This window comes from Streptomyces sp. STAM6, from assembly GCF_054963715.1.
On sequence record NZ_JBUEFZ010000001.1, the window covers coordinates 254,474 to 276,231 of the forward strand.

Sequence of the window (21,758 nt, forward strand, 5' to 3'; positions counted from 1 at the left end):
GTTAGGGAAGGTGACGTATGGACCTTGAGCACACGGCCGAGGAGCACGCCTTCCGGGCGGAGGCACGCGCCTGGCTGACCTCCCGCGTGCCGGCCGAACCCCTGCCCTCGCTGGAGACGGGACCCGGATTCGCCGCCCACCGCGCCTGGGAGGCGGAGCTCCACGCCGGTCGGTGGTCGGTGGTCTCCTGGCCCGAGCGGTACGGCGGCCGGGGCGCGGACCTCCAGGGATGGCTGATCTTCGAGGAGGAGTACTACGCCGCCGGAGCGCCCGGCCGGGTCTCCCAGAACGGCGTCAGCCTGCTCGCGCCCACCCTCTTCGACCACGGCACCGAGGAACAGCGGGCCAGGGTCCTGCCGCCGATGGCGAGCGGCGAGGTGATCTGGGCGCAGGCCTGGTCGGAGCCGGAGGCCGGTTCGGACCTGGCGGCGCTGAGGTCGCGGGCCGTGCGCACGGACGGCGGGTGGCTGCTCCACGGGCAGAAGACGTGGTCGTCACGGGCCGCGTTCGCCGACCGCGCGTTCGGGATCTTCCGCACGGACCCGCAGGCGGCACGGCCGCACCAGGGCCTCACGTACCTGATGTTCGACCTGCGGGCTCCCGGTGTGGCCGTACGGCCCGTCGGACGGCTGGACGGGAAGCCCGCGTTCGCCGAGCTCTTCCTGGACGGGGTCTTCGTGCCGGACGAGGACGTGATCGGCGAGCCGGGTCAGGGCTGGCGGATCGCGATGGCGGCGACCGGCAACGAGCGGGGGCTGATGCTGCGCTCCCCCGGCCGGTTCCTGGCCGCGGCCGACCGCCTGCTGCGGCTGTGGCGGGAGCGCGGCGAGGACCGCGGGCTGCGGGACCGGGTGGCGGACGCGGTGATCGGGGCGCGCGCCTACCAGCTGTTCACCGCCGAGAAGGCGGCCGGCGGCACGGTGGGCGCCGAGTCCAGCCTGAACAAGGTCTTCTGGTCCGAGTACGACATCGCCCTGCACGAGACGGCCCTCGAACTCCTCGGCGAGGAGGGCGAACCGGCCGACGGCCCGTGGGCGGAGGGGTACACCTTCGCGCTCGCCGGCCCCGTCTACGCCGGCACGAACGAGATCCAGCGCGACATCATCGCCGAGCGGCTGCTCGGCCTGCCGAAGGGCCGCCGCTGATGCGCTTTCGGCTCGACGACGAACAGCGGGACTTCGCCCGCTCCCTGGAGGCCATGCTCGGCGCCTCGGACGTCCCGGCGGCGGTGCGGGCCTGGGCGGCCGGTGACCCGCGCGGGGGCCGGGCCCTGTGGTCGCGGCTGGCGGAGGCGGGCGTGTTCGCGCTCGCGGTGCCGGAGCGGTACGAGGGCGGCCTCGGGCCGCTGCCCGTGGAACTCGCGGTGGCGTTCACCCAGGTGGGGCGCCACGCGGTGCCGGGCCCCCTGGTCGAGACGGTCGCGTCGGCCGCGCTGCTCGCCCGTCTCGCCGAACTCGGCGACGACGCCCCGGCGAAACGGCTGCTGCCCTCCCTCGCCGCGGGCGACGTACCGGTGACCCTGGCGATGCGCCGTGAGGAGGCGCACAGCGGCGGCGGGTACGCCCTCGACGCGGACACCGCCGGTCTCGTCCTCGTCGTCGAAGGCGACGAACTGCGGATCGCCGGCGGCCACGGACCGGTGCGGGTGTCCGCCGACCCCGCGCGCCGGCTCGCGGTGCCCGCGCCCGGCGGCGAGGTGCTGGCGCACGGCCCGCACGTGACGGAGGCCGCGCGGCACGCGGCCGACCGGGCGGCCCTCGTGACGGCCGCCCAGGCGCTGGGCGTCGGGCAGGCGCTGCTGGAGCGGACGGTGGCGTACACGAAGCAGCGCACTCAGTTCGGTGCGGTGATCGGCTCTTTCCAGGCGGTCAAGCACCGGCTGGCGGACACCCTCCTGGGCCTGGAGTTCGCCCGGCCGCTGCTGTTCGGGGCGGCGCTGTCCGGGTGCACCGCCGACATCGCGGCCGCCAAGGTGACGGCCGGCGAGGCGGCCTACGCGGCAGCCCGCACCGCGCTGCAGTTGCACGGCGCGATCGGCTACACCGAGGAGTTCGACCTCGCGCTGTGGCTGCGCAAGGCGCGCCCCCTGCGGGACGCCTGGGGCACACCCGCGTGGTGCAGGGGCCGGGTCCTGGCCTGAGTCAGCGCACGATGCCGGCGGCGCGGGCGGCGGCGAGCCAGGCCGGGAACTCGGACACCAGCCGTTCGTACAGTTCCTCGTCGGAGACCCGCCGGGGGTCCTGGCCGGCGTGGAAGAAGCCCGCGTTGTCGACGGGCCGCTTCGACGGGACGTCCAGTTCGTCGAGCTTCCGCAGGAACTCGAACTGGCGGCTGTGCGGGTCGCCGAAGCCCACGAACTGCCAGAACAACGGCAGTGCGGCCGCCTTGCAGAGATACCTCTCGGCGGCGAGCTTGCTGATGGGGCCGCCGTCGGTCTGGAAGACGACGAGCGCGGGGGCCGTGGCACCGCTGTCCAGGTAGTGGTCGATGACCGCGTCCATGGCCAGGTGGTAGCTGGTCTTGCCCATGTGGCCGAGGCCCGCCACGATCCGCTCGATCCGGCCCTGGTGGTCGGCGAGGGAGATGTCGGTCTCGGCGTCGATGTCGGTGGAGAAGAAGACGACCGGCACCCGGCCGTCGTCGTCCAGGTTCGCCGACAGGCCGAGCACCCGGTCGGCGAGCGCCTGAACGCTGCCGTCCTTGTAGTACGGCTTCATCGAACCGGAGTAGTCGACCACCAGATAGACCGCGGCACGCTGCCCGTCCAGCCCGTGCTTGCGCAGGCAGACGCCCGCGGTTTTGTAGAGGCTGACCAGCGCGGGCGCGGTCTCCTCCATCTTCCGGAGACTTATCGGCATGTGCCGAGATTACGTGATCCTCACAGCTCCTCCCCGAGCGGCAACCGCCGTACCCCCGGAAGGAAGTCGTCCAACTCCCCCGGTGTGAACCGGAACATGCCGATGACATGCCAGAACTCGCCCGCCACATCGCCCTGGTACTTGTAGCCGCCGGACGGTGTGAGCGTGGCCCAGCCGCCCGGGACGCCGATGAGGGTCGCTCTCGGCGACGGGGCGCCTCCGTCGGCCGGGAGGTTCCACAGGCGTACGGTGCCGTCCTCGCCACCGCTGGCCAGGGCCGTCCCGTCGGGGCTGAAGGCGATGGACAGGATGCGGCCCGTGTGGCCGGTCAGTTCGGCGAGCCGGGCGCCGGTGTCGGCGTTCCAGAGGATGACGTTGCGGTTGTCGCCGGCGGCGGCGAGGACGGGACGGGTGGGGTGGGCGGCGACCGTCCAGAGTTTCCCGCCGCCCGCGCGCAGCCGCAGCCGCATCTCGCCGTCCCGCCAGACGATGGCCGTGCCGTCCCAGGAGGCGCTGGCGAGCCACGCGTCGCCGGGTCCGAAGGCTACGCCGTACACCCGGTCGTCGTGGGCGCCGAGTTCGGCCGTCAGGCGCCCTTCGCGGGCCTGCCACAGCCGTACGAAGCTGTCGTCGCAGCCGGTGGCGAGGACATCGCTGTCGGCGCGGAAGGCGATGGACCGCACCCGGCCGCGGTGCTGGGCGAGGGTGGCGATCCGGGCGCCGGTGGAGCGGTACCAGAGGCAGACGGTGTCGTCGTCGTTGGCGGTGGCGAGCAGATCGCCCGCACGGTTGAACGCCTCGGCCCAGACGTGTTCGGTCTCGGCGTCCAGTTCCCGCAGGAAGTCGCCGTCCTGGTTCCACAGGTAGATCCCGCCGTCGCTGCTGGCGGTGGAGAGGACCGCGAGACCCGGGTTGAAGGCGGTGGAGATCAGCCGGTCGCCGCGGCCGGTCAGTTCCTGCGTGCGGCAGCCGGTGCGGGTGTCCCAGAGGCGTACCGCGCCGTCGCTGCCGCAGGTGGCGAGCCGGGTGCCGTCGGCGCTGAACGCGAGGCTGCCGACGCGCCGCCCGTGGCCGCGCAGGATGCGCTTGCCCTGCCCGGTGGCGGTGTCCCAGATCTGGGCGCCGCCGTCGTTGCCGACGGTCAGCAGCTGAGCGTCGTACGGGTGGAAGACGCATGCCCAGGCGGAACCGCGGTGCGGGTTGGGCTGCCGGGCGTGGAGGGTGACGACATGGCCGTGGCGGGTGCCGGTGACCGTCCACAGCCGGACCGTGCCGTTGCTGTCGCAGGCCGCGAGGAGTTTGCCGTCGGGGCTGAAGAGGGTCTGGTAGAGGCCGCCTGGGCAGCGCTCCAGGGTGCTGAGCGGCGTCCCGACGGCCGGGTCCCAGAGGCGTACCTGCCCGTCGGTGTCCCCGCTGACCAGCAGCCGGCCCCCCGGGTGGAAGTCGAGGGTGTAGACGCGGCCGGTGTGGCCGGTGAACTCCTGCCGCAGCCGGCCGTCCTCGGCGTCCCAGATCCGTACGGTGCCGCCGGTGCTCTGGCCGTCGCCCTTGTCGCCGGTGGCGAGGAGACGGCCGTCCGGGCTGTACCGCACCCGGTAGACGGCACCGGTGTGGCCCGGCAGCTCGCGTTCGCAGCGGCCGGTCTCCAGCGACCACATCCGGACGTCGGCGGCCGCGTCACCGGTCACGAGCGTCCGCCCGTCGGGGCTGAACACCGCCGTGTAGATGGGCGCGAGGTGGCCGGGCAGCCGGTGTGTGGGGGTGCCGGTGGCGACGTCCCAGACGGTGACCAGGCCGTCGGCGTCACCGGTGGCCATGCGGGTGCCGTCGTCGTTGAGGACGACCGGCCACACCCCGTCGGGGTGGATCTCCATACGGTGGCGGCACTCGCCCGACACGGGGTCCCAGAGGCGTACGACGCCGTCGGCGCCGCCACTGGCGATGACGCCGGGGGCGTGCTTGACGGCGTAGACGCGGCCTTCGTGGCCCGGGAGGGTGCGCAGCGCCCGGCCGTTGTCGGCGGAGCAGACCAGGATGCCGCCGTCCTCGCTGCCGACGAGGAGCAGTTCGCCGTCGGGGCTGTAGGCGATGGGCTCGGGGAGGCGGCTGGTGCGCATGCCGAAGCCGTAGGGGACGCCGACGGAGGAGGGGCGGAAGCCGGCGTCGACGGGCATGCCGGGGGCCACGGCCGCGGTGCGCAGTTCGGGGGCGGCGCGGGTGGTGTCGTCCATCACGGCGTCGACGAGGGCGGCCCGGTGCCAGCGGCTGCCGGTGAGGGTGGCGCCGCGCAGATCGGTCCGGGTGAGGCGGGCGCGGCGCAGGTCGGCGCCGGTGAGGTCGGCCCCGCGCAGGTCGGCGTGGTCGAGGCGGGCGCCGACGAGCCGGGCGCCGGTCAGGTCGGCCTCGCCGAGACTGGCGCCGACCAGCCGGGTGTCGGTGAGGTCGGCCCCGCTGAGGTCGACATGGGTGAAGTCGCGGTGCGAGAGGTCCTCGCCGGCGAGCCGGGCGCCGCGCAGATCGGCGTTGGCGGGGACGCGCAGCCGGTCGCCGATGCGTACGGCGTTGGCGCGCGCCGCCTCGCTCGCTTCGGGGCGGGTGCCGTCGAGGGTGTCGCGGACCCAGCCGACGCACCGTTCGTGGTCGGCGAGGTCGCAGAAGAACTCCACGGCGAGCCGGCTCAGGGGGCGGGCCCGCAGCAGCGCGTCCCGGCCGCTGTCGAGCATCCGGGCGGCCTCGCGGGCGATCAGCCACTCCTCGACGGAGCCGTGGATGAAGTGGAACAGCCCGTCGTCGGTGCGTACGAGGAGGCTGCCCGCGCCGACGGCCTGGGCCAGTTCGGGGCTGGAGCGAGGGGTTTCGGTGAGGCGGCTGAGGGTGTCGGCGACCGCCTCGGTCAGTTCGTCGAGCCGCAGGGCGGTGCGGCCGCTCTCCCACAGGCGCTGGGCGAGTGCGGTGACCGCCGCCCACAGTTCCGGGACGGTGAGACGGGCCCGGGCGCCTCGGCCCCGGCGGCCGCGCACCTCCTCGTACTCGAGCCAGGAGGTGAAGATGTCCTCGTAGAGGCGGGCGGGGCTGAGGGCGCGGCCCGCCCCGGCCACGGCCCGCAGCCGGTCGGTGCCGAGCTGGGCGACGAAGGACAACAGCCGGGGGTTGCGGCAGAGGCTGAGCAGGTCGGGGATGTTCTCCAGGAGCTGGAAGCGGCGGGCGGCGGCCTCCTCGTCCCCGTAGGTCTTCACCAGGTAGGCGCGGATCTGGTCGGGGGTGAAGCCCTCGACGGAGAGGATGCGGCGCTGCGGGAGGAGGCCGACGCGTTCGCCGAGCGCGGTGAGCACCTGCTCGTGGGACTTGAAGTGCTGGGTGCGGCTGCTGACCACGATCTTGGCGTTGTCGACGGCGGCGTCGAGGAGCACCTGGAGGTGGTCGGCGGCGCGATCGTAGGTGACTCGGTTGACCAGTTCGTCGAAGCCGTCGAAGAGGAGGACGACCCGGCCCTGGGCGAGCATGTAGCGCAGGGCGCGCAGGTCGATGGTGTCCACGTCGTGGCCGGCCAGATGGGCGGCGACGAGGCCTTCGAGGCTGTGCGAGCGGTCGAGGGTGTTGAGCGGGATGAGCAGCGGGGTGAGGTGGGGCAGCTCCTCGGGGATGCGGCGGGCGAGCTCCCGCAGGGCGAAGGTCTTGCCGTGCCCGAAGTCGCCGAGGAGCAGCACGAACCGGCCGTGGTCGGCCTCCAGGACCTCCAGCAGGTCCTCGACGAGGTTGTCGTGCTCGACGCCCTCGATGCGGTCGGCGTCGCGGTAGCGCTGCGGCAGGTAGCGGACGGGGGCGTACTGCTCGCTGGCGAGGAGCCGGGCGGTCTGGCCGGCGACGTAGCCGCGCAGGTCGAGCAGGCCCTGGAATTCGAGGAAGCTGCGGACGCGGATGCCGTGGCGGATGCCGCGTTCGCGCAGTGCGGCGCCGGGTGCGGGCCCGTCGTGGACCAGCTCCGCCTCGACGGCGGGTCCGAGGGCGTGCAGCTGGGCGATGAACCGGTCGAGCTGGTCGTCGCCCGGGGTTCCGGTGTGGACCGCTATCCGCAGCTGCCGTACGACGCCCTCCTCCCGCCAGGTCACCATGATCTGGTCCATGTCGCCGGGCGAGCGGCGCGGCACGTCGCGCAGCCGTACGCCTTCCCGGCGGGCCAGACAGACCTCCTTGACGCGCTCGGTGAGCGAGTCGGGCGGGTCGTGGAAGGGGGCCCGTTCGTGGACGGGGTCGGGGGCGGCGGCGGTGCCCGGCGGTTCGGCGACGGGGAAGATCCGGCCGGCGCGCTGCCAGGCGCCGGGGAATGTCTCGGGACCGGTGCGGCCGCGGTCGTACCAGCGGGTGAGGCCGCCGGCGGTGAGCCGGAGCAGCTGGAAGCGGGCCGGTGCGGCGGCGCCGAGCACGGGCAGACCGCTCTCGGGGTCGGCACCGGTGCCGGCGAGGCGGCTGTGGCTGGGGACGCTTCCGGTGGAGCGGGGGCCGCCGGTGGGGCCGTGGAGCAGAAGGTGCAGACGGGGCGCGGCGAGTTCGGTCAGGGTCTCGCGGTCGGTGAGGGCGCCGGGGCCGCCGACGGCGTCCCCGGGCCGGGAGCCCGGGGTGAGCGGGTGCCGGAGGGCCCCGATGCGCAGCCAGCCCTCCTCCTCGTAGGGGCGTAAGGCCTCGGCGAACCAGGCGGCCTGGTCGCGGCCGATGTGGCCGTACTGGTCCTCCAGCCGGTGGCTGTAGGCGAGGGACGAGTTGAATCCGGCCACGACCGTGCTGAGTTCCGGGACGGGGAACAGGGTCCAGGGCTGGTCGCTGTCGAAGACGGTGTCGAGACCTTGGTAGAAGCTGCGGAAGAGCCGGGTGTAGTGGCGCCATTTGGGCCAGTAGGGCGGCTGGGGGGCGACCTCGTCGGCCTCGCAGGTGTGGAAGTAGGCGCGGCAGGCGGCCTGGTTCACGTCCTGCGCGCCGGGGACGATTATGACGCGCTGCGGGGGCAGGTCGAGCTGCCGGCGCACTTCGGTGAGGAAGCCGAGGGCCTGGTCGCACTCGCGGGGCGTACCGGACGCGGTGAGGTCGCCGGTGACCACGAGCAGGTCGGGCACGGGGGCGCCGCTGTTGCGCAGCACGACCAGTTCGCCGCGGATCTCCCGGCTGAGCGTGTCCGGTTCGCGGCCGCGCCCGAAGTCCGGGCCGGCCAGGTGCAGGACGGTGACGGCGTCCTGGGCGGCCGGCTCCTGCGGGGCCTGCGGATAGCGGGGCGCGCGCGTGGGCCGTCTGCGGCCGGCCCAGCCGGAGCCGCCGAGCCAGCGCTGCGCGGGCAGCTGGGCCTCGGGGGCGACGGGCCGGCCGGTGTGCCGGGCGGTCGCGGCGTCTCCGGGGTACCCGGGGCGGCGGGCCGGGCGGGCGTGGCCGTCCAGGGCCTGCTCGACCCGGTTGAGGAGCAGCGTGCGGGCCACCGCGCCGTCGGGGACACCGACCAGGTCGACGTAGGTGATGGTGGCGAGGAGCCCCTCGATGGGAATGTCGTCCACGCGGACGGTCAGCAGGCGGCGTTCGGGAGATTCGGGGTCGGCGCGCAGGGCCGCGGTCCATTCCATCCGGCCGTACACCGAGCGCTCGTAGTGCCGGGAGAGGACGGCGATGACGGCGGCGGACTCGCTCACACCGCGGTGCATGAAGTCGATGAAATTACTGCCGGCGACGAAATCCCAGGCCTGGACGACCGTACGGTATCCGGCCTCTTCGAGGGTCCAGGCGATCCACGCCGCCCAGGCCTCGTCGGCCGGTGAATAGCTGATGAAGAAGTCCAATTCCGCTGCGCGGAGCTCCGGTTCGTCGTTCCTCAGCATGCGTCCACATTAGGACGCGTCGGGGCTCCGTGTCCGGGGGAAAATCTATGCTCATTCCCGTGACCTTCCTCAGACGTCTGCATCCGCTGGACTGGCTGGCGGCCGCGCTGCTCGCGCTGGGTCTTCTCGCCGTCGCGACCGGTCTGCTGCCGGCCGGACCCGCGTCCGGCGTGCTGGCCCGGATCGGGCCCTTGCTGGTCTTCCTCGCGACCGTCATCGTCCTGGCGGAACTGACCGGGAAGGCGGAGGTGTTCGACGTGGTCGCCACCTGGGTGGCGCGGGCGGGCGGGGGGAGTTACGCGGCGCTGTTCGGCTTGTGCGTGCTCTTCGCCTCGGTCACCACGATCACCCTCAATCTGGACACGACCGCCGTGCTGCTGACGCCTGTGATGCTGGCCCTGGCGACCCGGGTGGGCATCGCCGCGGTGCCGCTGGCGATGACGACGGTGTGGCTGGCCAATACGGCGAGTCTGCTGCTGCCCGTGTCGAATCTGACCAATCTGCTGGCCGCCGACCGGGTGGCGCTGACGCCCTCCCGGATGGCGGCCGTGATGTGGCCGCCGCAGGTGGCGGCGATCGCCGCCACGATGGTGTGCCTGTGGGTGTTCTACTGGCGCCGCGGCCGGCGGGGCGAGGCCCGGTACACGCCGCCGGAGCCGCCTCGTCCGAAGGACGCGGTGCTGCTGCGGGTGTGTGCCCTGGCGTGCGGAGGGTTCCTGCTGGTGCTGCTGGTCGACCTGGTGCCGCTGTGGGCGGCGTCGTCGACGGCGGCGCTGGTCGTGGTGGTGGCCTTCGCCCGGCGGCGGCGCGAGGAGCTGCGGCTGTCTCTGGTGCCGTGGCGTCTGCTGGTGCTGGTGCCGGGGATGTTCCTGGTGGTGGAGACGGCCGGTGCGCTCGGCATGGACCGGATACTGGCGGCGGCGATCGGGGCACAGGAGGGACCCCTGGGGGTGCTGCGCACGGCGATGGTCGGCGCCGGGTTCTCCAACGCGCTGAACAACCTGCCAGCGTACGTGGCCGGTGAGGCGGTCGTGCCGCTGGGCCACCACGACCAGTTGCTGGGTCTGCTGATCGGCGTCAACGTGGGGCCGCTGGTCACCCCTTGGGCGTCGCTCGCGACGCTGCTGTGGTTCGAGCGCTGCCGATGGCACGGTACGCGGATCGAGCTGGGCCGGTTCATGGCGACGAGCCTGGTGCTGGCGGCGACGGGCACGGTCGCGGCGACGGTGACGCTGGCCGCCACGGCGTAGCGCGCCCGCGGGGGCGACCGGGCGCGCCGGGCAGGGCGCCAGGCCGGGCGGCCGTGCGGCTCGGCGGCCGTGCGGCTCGGCAGCCGTGCGGTTCGGCAGCCGTGCGCCGCGGTCCGGTCCGCCGCGGCGGCCGCGGCTGTGCGGTCTCGGGCCGGCCGGGGCGGCCTGGGGCTGTGGCGGCCTCGGGCTGTGGCGGCAGCAACAGCTGTACGGCTGCGGGCCGTTGGCGGCCGTCCGGCTCAGCGGCCGTGCAGGGCCGCCCCCACCTGGTCCAGGACGTAGCCGAGGGTCTCGGCCCTGGCCGCGACGAAGCTGCGGCCGGTGTCCGGGCCGGTGAACCCGGGCCGGAACCGGGCTCCGTCCAGGGTGAGCAGTTCCGCGCCGGCCTCCGCCGCCAGCAGCGCGCCGGCGGGCAGATCGACGCCTTCCGCGCGGTAGCCGACGAAGCCGTCGATGGTGCCGCGTGCCAGCAGGCTCCAGCCGAGCAGCGGCGCCCACAGCTGCAGTACGCGACGGCAGCGCCGTTCCAGCGCACCGCGCAGTGCCACGGCCGTGCTGTCGGAGCGGCTCACGGCGTGCCCCTGGGTCCAGGCGAGGACCGGTCCGGTGCCCGGCAGATCGCCGCACGGCCCCGGCAGCCGGACGCCGTCGTCGTCGTGGGCCCCCTGCCCGGTGACGGCGTGCCAGGTACGGCCGGTGACGGGTTCGTGGATCACGCCCAGGACCGGGGTGTCCCCGACGCACAGGCCGATGCCCACGACGTAGGTGGGCAGTCCGATGGCCACGTTGTTGCTGCCGTCGAGGGGGTCCACCAGCCAGGTGCGGCGGTTGCCGGTCTCCAGCAGCCCGGCCTCCTCGGAGAGGATGCGGTCCTGCGGGAAGTGGCGCCGCAGCCGCCCGAGGATGAGTTCCTCGGCGGCGAGGTCGAGGTCGGTGACGACGTCGCCGTGGATGTCCTTCGTCCTCACCGTGCGCGCGGCCGCGAAGTGGCCGCGCAGCAGCTGTCCGGTGGCCTCGGCGGTGGCGACGGCGACGCGCCGCTCGGCCGCGAACGCGGGCCTTCCCGTGCTCTGTTCAGGAGCGCCGTTCGGCATCGATCCTCCCGAGGGCCTTGACGACGGCCCGCATCGTGTCTTCCGTGCCGCACAACGTCCGGGTCGTCCGGCGTGGCCGCCCGTCCAGGGGGCCCAGCGACAGGTCGCGTGCGCCCGGCAGGGACCGGCCCAGTACCAGGGTGGCGGCGGGCCGCCCCGGCGTCACCACCGTGGTGTGGAACTCCCCCGCGCGCAGCGCGTAGGTGGTCCCCGGGCGGCTCATCCGCACCCGGCCCGGCTCGCCGCGTACGAGCCGCGCGGTGGGCCGTATCTCGTCGACGCCGTCGAGTGTGCTGTGGACTTCGAAGACGCGGTGGGTCGGCTCGGCGGGGTCGTCCCTTATCCGTACGCGTACGTTGCCGACCTCCCCGTACAGGACGTGGCTGCGCAGTTCCCAGCTGTGCGCGTGGAGCGGCGGGACCCTGGGTTCGGGCGGTTCGGGGCGGTCGCCGAAGAGGTGGACGCAGACCCCGTGCGGCCCTTCTCTGAGCAGCGGGAGGCAGAGGAAGCCGAGCGGGTGCCGCACGGCGGGCCGGTCCCGTTTCCCGGAGGCTATCTCTTCCAGCACGGGCAGATAGGTGTCCAGGTGCGTGCGCATGGGGTCCACGGCGGGGGTCTCACCTCCCGTAGGGGTCCTCGGCGTGCAGGGCCTTGGTGATGACTTCGCCGACGTCCGCGTCGGAGAAGGTGCGCGGCAGGGGCAGTGCCAGCGCGTCGAAGAGCGCGCGTACCTCGTCGACGGTCGGGGAGAGGCTGAGCAGGGTGGCGTTGCGCAGATCGAGGGTGGTGGCCTGCTCGCGGCTCTGGTGGAGTTCCGTCAGGTAGTAGTCGTAGAGCGGCTGGCCGCGCCTGACCTGGAGATTGACCCGGGAGGGGTCGTCCTGGGTGATGATCAGGCTGGAGTCCGACAGGTCGAAGCGGAGCGTCGGCACGGTCGACGACAGGTGGACGCTGATGTCGAGCGTGGTGAGCTGCATACGGAACCAGCAGGCGGCGAGGACCGTGGCGTACGACTCCTTGCGGGCACGCTCGGCGGTCCAGACGTCTTGGCCGCCGCGTCCGCCGGAGCCGGAGAACATCCGGCGGAACTGGGCGTAGGCGTTGCAGGCCTGTTCGTCGCCGGGGTTGAGGATCTCTATCTTCACATTGAGCTGGGAGCGGTGCTCCTTGGCGGCGCGGACGCACTGGGGCAGGGTGACGGCGCGCAGATAGGTGCCGGTGCCGCCCTTGAAGTACCAGAGGTTGGTGCCCTGGCGGGCCTCGCGGAGTGCTTCGCGGACCTCGTTGCCGGCGAGGGAGCGGACCATGGTGAGGTCCTCGATGGCGCGGCGGGTGCCCGCCATGGCCTCCTGGATGGCGAGCGGGCGGCGGGTGCGCTCGGAGAGGAAACCGACGGCCAGGGCGCCGAGGACGACGAGGGTGGCTCCGGAGGCGAAGTCCTCCTCGATGAGCTTGTCGCCGAAGATGTCGAGGAAGCCGACGGTGAGACCGATACCGGCCGCGAAGACGACCTCGAAGTTGCGCAGGGCGAAGGCGACCGCGCGCTCGATCCGGCTCGTGCGCGCCACTGGCATGGGTGTGCTCCCTCCCCGTCGGATCTCCGATCGTAGGAGAGGAGCCATGTGCTCACCAGGGCGCACCCCGGGCGCGCGGGAGGCTCCGGACAGGGCGCAGCGCCTGCCGTAGGTCCGGTCGGGGACACGGCAGGCGCTGCTGTGTTCCGTACGCCGTTGTACGGGACGTCTGACGCGCGGACTCAGACGGTCAGCGCACGGTCCGTCGGGCGGATCGGGGCCGGCAGTTCGCTGGCGCCCGTCAGGTAACGGTCCACGCCGCGGGCGGCCGAGCGGCCCTCCGCGATCGCCCAGACGATCAGGGACTGGCCGCGGCCGGCGTCGCCGGCCACGAAGACGCCGTCGACGTTGGTCGCGAAGTCCGCGTCGCGGGCGATATTACCGCGTTCGTCGAGCTCCAGGCCGAACTGCTGCACGAGGCCGTTGGACTGGTCGGTGCCGGTGAAGCCCATGGCGAGGGTGACCAGCTGGGCGGGGATCTTCCGCTCGGTGCCGGGCTTCTGCTCCAGCTTGCCGTCCTTGAACTCCACCTCGACGAGGTGCAGCCACTGGACGTTGCCGTCCTCGTCGCCCTCGAAGTGGGTGGTGGAGACGGAGTAGACCCGCTCGCCGCCCTCCTCGTGAGCCGAGGTGACCTTGTACAGCATCGGGAAGGTCGGCCACGGCTGGCCCGCGCTGCGCTCCTCGCCCGGCTTCGGCATGATCTCCAGCTGGGTGACGGAGGCCGCGCCCTGGCGGTGGGCGGTGCCGACGCAGTCCGCGCCGGTGTCGCCGCCGCCGATGACCACGACGTGCTTGCCCTCGGCGGTGAGGGGGGGCGCCACGAAGTCGCCCTCCTGCACCTTGTTGGCGAGCGGCAGGTACTCCATGGCGAAGTGGATGCCCTTGAGCTCGCGCCCCGGCACGGGCAGGTCGCGCGAGACGGTGGCGCCGGCGGCGATCACGACCGCGTCGTACCGCTGCCGCAGCTTCGCGGCGTCGATGTCGCGGCCGATCTCGATCTCGGTGCGGAACTTGGTGCCCTCCGCGCGCATCTGCTCGATGCGCCGGTTGATGTGCACCTTCTCCATCTTGAACTCGGGGATGCCGTACCGCAGCAGACCGCCGATGCGGTCGGCCCGCTCGTACACGGCGACCGTGTGACCGGCCCGGGTCAGCTGCTGGGCGGCGGCCAGGCCCGCCGGGCCCGAGCCGATGACCGCGACGGTCTTGCCGGACAGCCGCTCGGGCGGCTGCGGGGTGACGTCACCGGAGTCCCACGCCTTGTCGATGATGGAGACTTCGACGTTCTTGATGGTGACGGCCGGCTGGTTGATGCCGAGCACACACGCCGACTCGCAGGGAGCCGGGCACAGCCGCCCGGTGAACTCCGGGAAGTTGTTCGTGGCGTGCAGCCGCTCGGACGCGGCGGACCAGTCCTCGCGGTAGGCGTAGTCGTTCCACTCGGGGATGAGGTTTCCGAGCGGGCAGCCGTTGTGGCAGAACGGGATGCCGCAGTCCATGCAGCGGCCGGCCTGCTTGCTGATGATCGGCAGCAGGGAGCCGGGGACGTAGACCTCGTTCCAGTCCTTGACGCGCTCGGCCACGGGGCGGGTCTTGGCGACCTCGCGCCCGGTGGTCAGGAAGCCCTTGGGGTCAGCCATTGGTCGCCGCCTCCATCATCTTCTCGGTGGTCTCCTGCTCGGAGAGACCGGCGAGCTCAGCGGCGTCCTTGGCGGCGAGCACGGCCTTGTACGTGGTCGGGATGATCTTGCTGAACCGGTTCACGGAGGTGTCCCAGTCGGCAAGGAGCTTCTCGGCGACGGTGGAGCCCGTCTCCTCGTGGTGACGGCGCACGACGTCGTGCAGCCACACCTTGTCGGCCTCGGCGAGGGTCTCGACCGCGCCCAGGTTGCCGGGGTTGACGTTGTCCCGGTCGAGGTCGATCACGTACGCGACACCGCCCGACATACCGGCCGCGAAGTTGCGGCCCGTCTCGCCGAGGACCACCGCGTGCCCGCCGGTCATGTACTCGCAGCCGTGGTCGCCCACGCCTTCGGAGACGACCAGCGCGCCGGAGTTGCGGACGCAGAAGCGCTCGCCGGTGCGGCCGCGCAGGAAGATCTCGCCGCCGGTGGCGCCGTACGCGATGGTGTTGCCGGCGATCGTGGAGTACTCGGCCAGGTGGTCGGCGCCGCGGTCCGGGCGGACGATCACACGGCCGCCGGACAGGCCCTTGCCGACGTAGTCGTTGGCGTCGCCCTCCAGGCGCAGCGTGACACCGCGCGGCACGAAAGCGCCGAAGGACTGGCCCGCCGAGCCGGTGAAGGTGATGTCGACGGTGTCGTCGGGCAGTCCCGCGCCACCGAACTTCTTCGTCACCTCGTGGCCGAGCATGGTGCCGACCGTCCGGTTGATGTTGCGGATGGCGACCTGCGCGCGGACCGGCTGGGCGTCCTCCGGGGTGGCGGCACCGAGCGCCTCGGCGGCGAGCTCGATCAGCTCGTTGTCGAGCGCCTTCTCCAGTCCGTGGTCCTGCGACACGAGCTGGTGGCGCACCGCGCCCTCGGGCAGCTGGGGGACGTGGAACAGCGGTTCCAGGTCGAGGCCCTGGGCCTTCCAGTGGTCGACGGCCCGGGTGGTGTCGAGCAGCTCGGCGTGGCCGACGGCCTCCTCCAGCGTGCGGAAGCCCAGCTCGGCGAGGAGCTCGCGAACCTCCTCCGCGATGAACTGGAAGAAGTTGACGACGTACTCGGCCTTGCCCGAGAAGCGGTCGCGCAGCACCGGGTTCTGCGTGGCGATGCCGACCGGGCAGGTGTCCAGGTGGCAGACGCGCATCATGACGCAGCCGGAGACGACGAGCGGCGCGGTCGCGAAACCGAACTCCTCGGCGCCGAGCAGCGCGGCGATGACGACGTCGCGGCCGGTCTTCAGCTGGCCGTCGGTCTGCACGACGATGCGGTCGCGCAGGCCGTTGAGCAGCAGGGTCTGCTGGGTCTCGGCCAGGCCGAGCTCCCAGGGGCCGCCCGCGTGCTTCAGGGAGGTGAGCGGCGAGGCGCCCGTACCGCCGTCGTGACCGGAGATGAGGACCACGTCCGCGTGCGCCTTGGAGACACCCGCGGCGACGGTGCCGACGCCGACCTCCGAGACCAGCTTCACGTGAATCCGCGCCTGCGGGTTCGCGTTCTTCAGGTCGTGGATCAGCTGGGCCAGGTCCTCGATGGAGTAGATGTCGTGGTGCGGCGGCGGGGAGATGAGGCCCACGCCCGGCGTCGAGTGACGCGTCTTGGCGACCCACGGGTAGACCTTGTGGCCGGGCAGCTGACCGCCCTCGCCGGGCTTGGCGCCCTGGGCCATCTTGATCTGGATGTCGTCGGCGTTGACCAGGTACTCCGAGGTCACACCGAAGCGGCCGGAGGCGACCTGCTTGATCGCCGAACGGCGCGCCGGGTCGTACAGGCGCTCCGGGTCCTCGCCGCCCTCACCGGTGTTGGACTTGCCGCCCAGCTGGTTCATGGCGATGGCGAGGGTCTCGTGCGCCTCCTGGGAGATGGAGCCGTACGACATGGCGCCGGTGGAGAAGCGCTTGACGATCTCGGACGCCGGCTCGACCTCGTCGATGGAGATCGGCGAGCGGCCCCCGGAGCCGGTCTTGAAACCGAACAGGCCGCGCAGCGTCATCAGGCGCTCGGACTGCTCGTTCACCCGGTCCGTGTACTTCTTGAAGATGTCGTAGCGGCCGGAGCGTGTGGCGTGCTGCAGCCGGAAGACGGTCTCCGGGTCGAAGAGGTGCGGCTCGCCCTCGCGGCGCCACTGGTATTCGCCGCCGATCTCCAGCGCGCGGTGCGCGGAGGGGATGCCGGAGGCGGGGTAGGCCTTGGCGTGGCGGGCGGCGACCTCCTTGGCGACGACGTCCAGACCGGCGCCGCCGATCTTGGTGGCCGTGCCGTTGAAGTACTTCTCGACGAAGGCCTCGTCCAGGCCGATCGCCTCGAAGACCTGGGCGCCGCGGTAGGAGGCGACGGTCGAGATGCCCATCTTGGACATGACCTTCAGCACGCCCTTGCCGAGGGCGTAGATCAGGTTGCGGATGGCCTGCTCGGGCTCCAGGCCCTCGACGAAGGTGCCGGCGCGGACCAGGTCCTCGACGGACTCCATGGCGAGGTACGGGTTGACGGCGGCGGCGCCGTACCCGATGAGGAGCGCGACGTGGTGCACCTCGCGGACGTCACCGGCCTCGACCAGCAGGCCCACCTGGGTGCGCTGCTTGGTGCGGATGAGGTGGTGGTGGACCGCGGAGGTGAGCAGCAGCGACGGGATCGGCGCGTGCTCGGCGTCCGAGTGCCGGTCGGAGAGCACGATCAGGCGGGCGCCGCCCTCGATGGCGGCGTCGGCCTCGGCGCAGATCTCCTCGATGCGGGCGGCGAGGGCGTCGCCGCCGCCGGAGACCCGGTACAGGCCGGAGAGCGTGGCCGCCTTCATGCCCGGCATGTCGCCGTCGGCGTTGATGTGGATGAGCTTGGCCAGCTCGTCGTTGTCGATCACCGGGAACGGCAGCGTGACGCTGCGGCAGGACGCGGCCGTCGGCTCCAGCAGGTTGCCCTGGGGGCCGAGCGAGGAGTGCAGCGAGGTGACGAGCTCCTCGCGGATGGCGTCCAGCGGCGGGTTGGTGACCTGCGCGAACAGCTGGGTGAAGTAGTCGAAGAGCAGCCGCGGACGCTCGGAGAGCGCGGCGATCGGCGAGTCCGTGCCCATGGAGCCGATCGGCTCGGCGCCGGTGCGGGCCATCGGCGCGAGGAGGACGCGCAGCTCCTCCTCGGTGTAGCCGAAGGTCTGCTGGCGGCGGGTGACCGAGGCGTGGGTGTGGACGATGTGCTCGCGCTCGGGAAGGTCCTCGAGCTCGATGATGCCCGTCTCCAGCCACTCCTGGTACGGGTGCTCCGCGGCGAGGGCGGCCTTGATCTCGTCGTCCTCGATGATGCGGTGCTCGGCGGTGTCGACGAGGAACATCTTGCCGGGCTGGAGGCGGCCCTTGCGGACGACCCTGGAGGGGTCGATGTCGAGGACGCCGACCTCGGAGGAGAGCACGACGAGGCCCTCGTCGGTCACCCAGTAGCGGCCGGGGCGCAGACCGTTGCGGTCGAGCACGGCGCCGACCTGGACACCGTCGGTGAAGGTGACGCAGGCGGGGCCGTCCCAGGGCTCCATCATCGTGGAGTGGTACTGGTAGAACGCGCGCCGGGCCGGGTCCATGGAGTCGTGGTTCTCCCACGCCTCGGGGACCATCATCAGGACACTGTGCGGCAGCGAGCGGCCGCCGAGGTGCAGGAGCTCCAGGACCTCGTCGAAGGAGGCGGAGTCGGAGGCGTCCGGCGTGCAGACCGGGAAGATCCGGTCCAGCTTCTCGGCCCCGAAGAGGTCGGAGACGAGCTGCGACTCGCGGGCCCGCATCCAGTTCCGGTTGCCCTTGACCGTGTTGATCTCGCCGTTGTGCGCGACGAAGCGGTACGGGTGGGCCAGCGGCCAGCTCGGGAAGGTGTTCGTGGAGAACCGGGAGTGCACGAGCGCGACGGCGGTGGCGCAGCGCCGGTCGGACAGGTCCGGGAAGAAGGGCTCCAGCTGGCCGGTGGTCAGCATGCCCTTGTAGACGATGGTGCGCGCGGAGAGCGACGGGAAGTAGACACCGGCCTCGCGCTCGGCGCGCTTGCGCAGCACGAACGCCTTGCGGTCCAGCGCGATGCCGGTGCTCGTGCCGCCGTCGCCGACGAACAGCTGGCGGAAGACCGGCATGGTGGCGCGGGCGGAGACGCCGAGCAGTTCGGGCGCGACGGGGACCTCGCGCCAGCCGAGGACGTTCAGGCCCTCCTCGGCGGCGATCGTCTCGATCCGCGAGACGGCCTGTGCGGAGCCGTCCGCGGGGAGGAACGCGATGCCGACGGCGTACGAGCCGGCTTCGGGGAGCTCGAAGTCGGTGACCTCGCGCAGGAACGCGTCCGGGACCTGGAGGAGGATGCCCGCGCCGTCGCCGGAGTCGGGCTCGGAGCCGGTGGCGCCCCGGTGCTCCAGGTTGCGCAGAACGGTCAGCGCCTGCTCCACCAGCGCGTGGCTGGCAACACCGGTGAGGGTGGCCACGAACCCGACACCACAGGCGTCGTGCTCGTTGCGGGGGTCGTACATACCCTGCGGGGCGGGGCGACCGTCCATGGGCGACCAGGCGTCGGAACGCATCGGCTCTCCCGTCGTCGTCGTGGCATATGTGAGTGCCAGAGGGACGACGTTGGCCCTCCGCGAAATTTCGTGCAGGTTACATGATGGAGTGAATCCCGGAAAGTGGATAGAACATTCCAGCATGCGGACACCGCGGGTTGCGGTGGAGGTGGATGTACGTGGTGTACGTGGGTCACGGGCGGACGGAAACGGCATCCGACGGCCCGTGGAGGAAGCGGGCTTCATTGCCCGCGGCGTTAACGGCTCATGCCCCGTGGTGAAGGAATCGAAACCGCCAATTTACGGCTACTTATGTGCCGCGTTGCATAGTGTCTCATCGGCGGGGCAGATCCTGCTATTGGACGTTCGTCACAACGCCGACCCCCAGCGTACGGCGAAGCCCTCCCGAACGCCTGTCGGGAGGGCCGGCCGGTGAGGCGCGCGGCCGCGTCAGATCGCCGCCCCGAAGAGCGCGCCCAGCCCGTAGGTGACCGCGGCCGCGGCGCCGCCGAGGACCAGCTGGCGCAGACCGCTGTACCACCAGCTGCGGGCGGTCACCCGCGCGACCACGGCGCCACAGGCGAACAGCCCGAACAGCGCCAGCAGGACCGCCGGCCACAGCGCTGTCGCGCCGAGCAGGTACGGCAGCACGGGCAGGAGGGCGCCGAGCGCGAACGAACCGAAGGACGAGACCGCGGCGACCGCCGGGGACGGCAGGTCGTCCGGGTCGATGCCGAGTTCCTCGCGGGCGTGGATCTCCAGCGCCTGGTCGGGGTCGCGCGACAGCTGCATCGCCACTTCGCGGGCGAGGGCCGGCTCGACCCCGCGCGCCACGTACAGCGCGGCGAGCTCCTCCATCTCGTCCACCGGGTGCTTGCGCAACTGGTGCCGCTCGACGTCCAGTTCGGCCTGGACGAGTTCGCGCTGCGAGGCCACCGAGGTGTATTCGCCGGCCGCCATGGAGAACGCGCCCGCCGCGAGGCCCGCCAGCCCGGTGATGACGATGGTCTGCTGGGAGACCGAACCTCCCGCGACACCGGTCATCAGCGCCAGGTTGGACACGAGACCGTCCATCGCCCCGAACACGGCGGGGCGCAACCAGCCACCGTTCACGTCGCGGTGGGTGTGGTTGTCGCGGTGCGCCTCGTGAAGCGTCGCCTCGGTCTCGATGATGGACACAGCTCTCCCCTTCAAGCTCTGCGGGTTCGCGTGACGCCGCGCCCCCCACACCTCGAAACTACGCGCGATGTAAGGGGCGCGCCAGCAAGGCAGGCTTTACTTACCTGGCGGGGAGAGGTGGGGGCGGCCGGGTGACAGCGACGTCCGCGCCGACAACCCGCGAGGCTCGCGTGGCACACATCCAGGAATCGGACCGTGCGTACGAAAGGGCCACGCGATGGAGTCGATTGCATGCGATCCGGCCGCACTCGGGGCCGGGGGCGATCAGACCGCGGTCCTGCGCGACCGGGCGCGGGGCGCGCTGCTCGGCCTGGCGGTCGGCGACGCGATCGGGGCCCCGGCGGAGAACATGCGGCCCTCCGAGATCCGCCGCCGGTGGGGCCGTATCGAGGGGTTCGTCAGCGAAAGCCCGGCGGGTACGGACGACACCGAGTACGCGATCTTCTCCGGGCTGCTCCTCGCCCGCCACGGATCGGCGCTGACCGTCTCACATGTCGAGAAGGCATGGCACCACTGGATCGCCGACCTGGACGAAGGCCCGTTCCGGGGGGCCGGGTTCAGCGAGCGCGGCACGCTGGAGAACCTGCGCCGGGGCCTCGCCGCCCCCATCTCCGCCCAGCACCGCCACGCGTGGAGCGACGGACTGGCGATGCGGGCCGCCCCTTTCGGGGTCTTCGCGGCGGGCCGTCCGGCGGAGGCGGCCCGGCTGGTGGCGATCGACGGCACGGTCAGCCACGAGGGCGAGGGGATCTACGGCGGCCAGGCGGTGGCGGCGGGGGTCGCCGCCGCAATGACCGGCGCGGACCCGGCGTCGATCATCGCCGCCGGGCTGTCCGTCGTCCCCATGGACTCCTGGACGGCCCGCTCGATGCGCCGCGCCGTGGTCGCCGCACAGCGTGTCCAGCCCGACCCGCTCGTGCGGGAGCGCACCGTCCGTTCGGCGGTGGTCATCGGCGGCTACCCCTGGACGGACCTGGCACCGGAGGCGGTCGGACTGGCCTTCGGGGCGTTCGCGGCCGCGCGCGGCGACTTCCGTACGTCGGTCCTGACCGCGGTCAACATGGGCCGCGACGCGGACACGACGGCGGCGGTCGCGGGCGCGCTGGCGGGCGCGATGTCCGGGGCGACGGCGATCCCCCCGGAGTGGGCGGACGCCATCGGCCCGGTGGGCGGCAGCTGCCTCCCCTCCATGCGCGGCTACCACGTCCTGGACATCGCGGACCTGCTCACCCCGGACGACGAGAGCGAGGCCCCCTCATGACCCCGGCGTCCCCGTCCCCCCACCCCGCCGGCGGCGCCGTGGCCCCGTCCGAGCCACCGCACCGGCCCACGCCCGCGGCCGTCACGCGCCCCGGGCCACCCACCGGCGCGCCGGACAGCGCGGCACGACCGCCCGGGGGACGTCACGGCACGGACGCGCCCCCGGGACCACGGACCGACGGCACGGACACGCCCCCGGGACGACGGACCGACAGCACGGACACGCCGCCAGGACCACGGACCGGCGGCCCCCACCCGGCCCCGAGCGGCGCGGAGGGAACCACCGACCCCCCACCCGGGCGGCACCACGGCGTCGTGAACGCCCCGCCACAGCCACCGCAGCGGCCCGCGGACGCGGAACCGCTGCCGGCGCCGGCACCTCGGACCGGCGAGGTACCTCGGACCGGCGGGACGGCTCCGGCCCGGCGGGAACCGGAAGGAGCCGGGGGACCGGCCGGCGGGTCGGGGGCCGGGACGGTGTCGGGCGGGGGCCGGCCCGCCG

At 72.8% G+C, this 21,758-nt stretch carries 12 protein-coding genes; 4 read left to right on the forward strand and 8 right to left on the reverse strand.

Annotated features, from left to right (window positions below):
• The first annotated feature begins 17 nt into the window (after window positions 1-17).
• Both ACY34K_RS01205 and ACY34K_RS01210 read left to right on the forward strand, forming a co-directional pair.
• Entirely contained in the window at window positions 18-1,145 is a 1,128-nt protein-coding gene (locus ACY34K_RS01205; RefSeq protein WP_462742075.1) for an acyl-CoA dehydrogenase family protein, read from the forward strand.
• Window positions 1,145-2,140 (forward strand): acyl-CoA dehydrogenase family protein, encoded by a 996-nt coding sequence (locus ACY34K_RS01210; RefSeq protein WP_462742079.1) that lies wholly within the window; start codon window positions 1,145-1,147, stop codon window positions 2,138-2,140. Before ACY34K_RS01205 ends, ACY34K_RS01210 begins: the two co-directional genes overlap by 1 nt.
• Before the next feature lies 1 nt (window position 2,141).
• Here ACY34K_RS01210 and ACY34K_RS01215 read toward each other — a convergent pair whose 3' ends face one another.
• The gene (locus ACY34K_RS01215) at window positions 2,142-2,858 is read right to left on the reverse strand and encodes a VWA domain-containing protein (protein ID WP_462742082.1); all 717 of its coding nucleotides are present in this window, start codon (window positions 2,856-2,858) and stop codon (window positions 2,142-2,144) included.
• A gap of 20 nt (window positions 2,859-2,878) precedes the next feature.
• Window positions 2,879-8,713, reverse strand: a complete 5,835-nt coding sequence (locus tag ACY34K_RS01220; protein ID WP_462742085.1) for a WD40 domain-containing protein — start codon at window positions 8,711-8,713, stop codon at window positions 2,879-2,881.
• 59 nt (window positions 8,714-8,772) lie between these two features.
• Between ACY34K_RS01220 and ACY34K_RS01225 the strand changes: the two genes are divergently transcribed.
• Window positions 8,773-9,963 carry an SLC13 family permease gene (locus ACY34K_RS01225; protein WP_462742088.1) on the forward strand — a complete coding sequence of 397 codons (1,191 nt, stop codon included), beginning with the start codon at window positions 8,773-8,775 and terminating at the stop codon, window positions 9,961-9,963.
• 239 nt (window positions 9,964-10,202) lie between these two features.
• On the opposite strand, the gene ACY34K_RS01230 is transcribed toward ACY34K_RS01225, so the two are convergent.
• The 6 genes from ACY34K_RS01230 to ACY34K_RS01255 all read right to left on the reverse strand — a co-directional run bounded on the left by ACY34K_RS01230 (window position 10,203) and on the right by ACY34K_RS01255 (window position 19,996).
• Window positions 10,203-11,057 (reverse strand): inositol monophosphatase family protein, encoded by an 855-nt coding sequence (locus tag ACY34K_RS01230; protein WP_462742091.1) that lies wholly within the window; start codon window positions 11,055-11,057, stop codon window positions 10,203-10,205.
• A complete protein-coding gene (locus tag ACY34K_RS01235; protein ID WP_462742739.1) occupies window positions 11,038-11,655 on the reverse strand; it encodes a hypothetical protein in 618 nt (205 codons plus the stop codon). Before ACY34K_RS01235 ends, ACY34K_RS01230 begins: the two co-directional genes overlap by 20 nt.
• A 19-nt stretch (window positions 11,656-11,674) precedes the next feature.
• Window positions 11,675-12,631 carry a hypothetical protein gene (locus ACY34K_RS01240; RefSeq protein ID WP_462742093.1) on the reverse strand — a complete coding sequence of 319 codons (957 nt, stop codon included), beginning with the start codon at window positions 12,629-12,631 and terminating at the stop codon, window positions 11,675-11,677.
• A gap of 182 nt (window positions 12,632-12,813) precedes the next feature.
• The gene (locus ACY34K_RS01245; RefSeq protein WP_462742096.1) at window positions 12,814-14,274 is read right to left on the reverse strand and encodes a glutamate synthase subunit beta; all 1,461 of its coding nucleotides are present in this window, start codon (window positions 14,272-14,274) and stop codon (window positions 12,814-12,816) included.
• Window positions 14,267-18,838: a glutamate synthase large subunit gene (gene gltB, locus ACY34K_RS01250; RefSeq protein WP_462742099.1), complete on the reverse strand. Its 4,572-nt coding sequence runs from the start codon at window positions 18,836-18,838 to the stop codon at window positions 14,267-14,269. The genes ACY34K_RS01245 and gltB overlap by 8 nt, the downstream gene beginning before the upstream one ends.
• Before the next feature lie 429 nt (window positions 18,839-19,267).
• Complete coding sequence (locus ACY34K_RS01255) at window positions 19,268-19,996, reverse strand: VIT1/CCC1 transporter family protein (RefSeq protein WP_462742102.1); 729 nt, start codon at window positions 19,994-19,996, stop codon at window positions 19,268-19,270.
• A gap of 217 nt (window positions 19,997-20,213) precedes the next feature.
• Between ACY34K_RS01255 and ACY34K_RS01260 the strand changes: the two genes are divergently transcribed.
• Window positions 20,214-21,257, forward strand: coding sequence for an ADP-ribosylglycohydrolase family protein (locus ACY34K_RS01260; RefSeq protein ID WP_462742104.1), 1,044 nt, complete (start codon window positions 20,214-20,216; stop codon window positions 21,255-21,257).
• Window positions 21,258-21,758 lie beyond the last annotated feature (501 nt).

Bases quoted from the DNA above. Each gene is read 5' to 3' on its own strand.
- ACY34K_RS01205 (WP_462742075.1), top strand. From the start codon at position 18: ATGGACCTTGAGCACACGGCCGAGGAGCACGCCTTCCGGGCGGAGGCA.
- ACY34K_RS01240 (WP_462742093.1), bottom strand. From the start codon at position 12,631: ATGCCAGTGGCGCGCACGAGCCGGATCGAGCGCGCGGTCGCCTTCGCC.
- ACY34K_RS01210 (WP_462742079.1), top strand. From the start codon at position 1,145: ATGCGCTTTCGGCTCGACGACGAACAGCGGGACTTCGCCCGCTCCCTG.
- gltB (WP_462742099.1), bottom strand. From the start codon at position 18,838: ATGCGTTCCGACGCCTGGTCGCCCATGGACGGTCGCCCCGCCCCGCAG.
- ACY34K_RS01215 (WP_462742082.1), bottom strand. From the start codon at position 2,858: ATGCCGATAAGTCTCCGGAAGATGGAGGAGACCGCGCCCGCGCTGGTC.
- ACY34K_RS01260 (WP_462742104.1), top strand. From the start codon at position 20,214: ATGGAGTCGATTGCATGCGATCCGGCCGCACTCGGGGCCGGGGGCGAT.
- ACY34K_RS01220 (WP_462742085.1), bottom strand. From the start codon at position 8,713: ATGCTGAGGAACGACGAACCGGAGCTCCGCGCAGCGGAATTGGACTTC.
- ACY34K_RS01230 (WP_462742091.1), bottom strand. From the start codon at position 11,057: ATGCCGAACGGCGCTCCTGAACAGAGCACGGGAAGGCCCGCGTTCGCG.
- ACY34K_RS01235 (WP_462742739.1), bottom strand. From the start codon at position 11,655: ATGCGCACGCACCTGGACACCTATCTGCCCGTGCTGGAAGAGATAGCC.
- ACY34K_RS01245 (WP_462742096.1), bottom strand. From the start codon at position 14,274: ATGGCTGACCCCAAGGGCTTCCTGACCACCGGGCGCGAGGTCGCCAAG.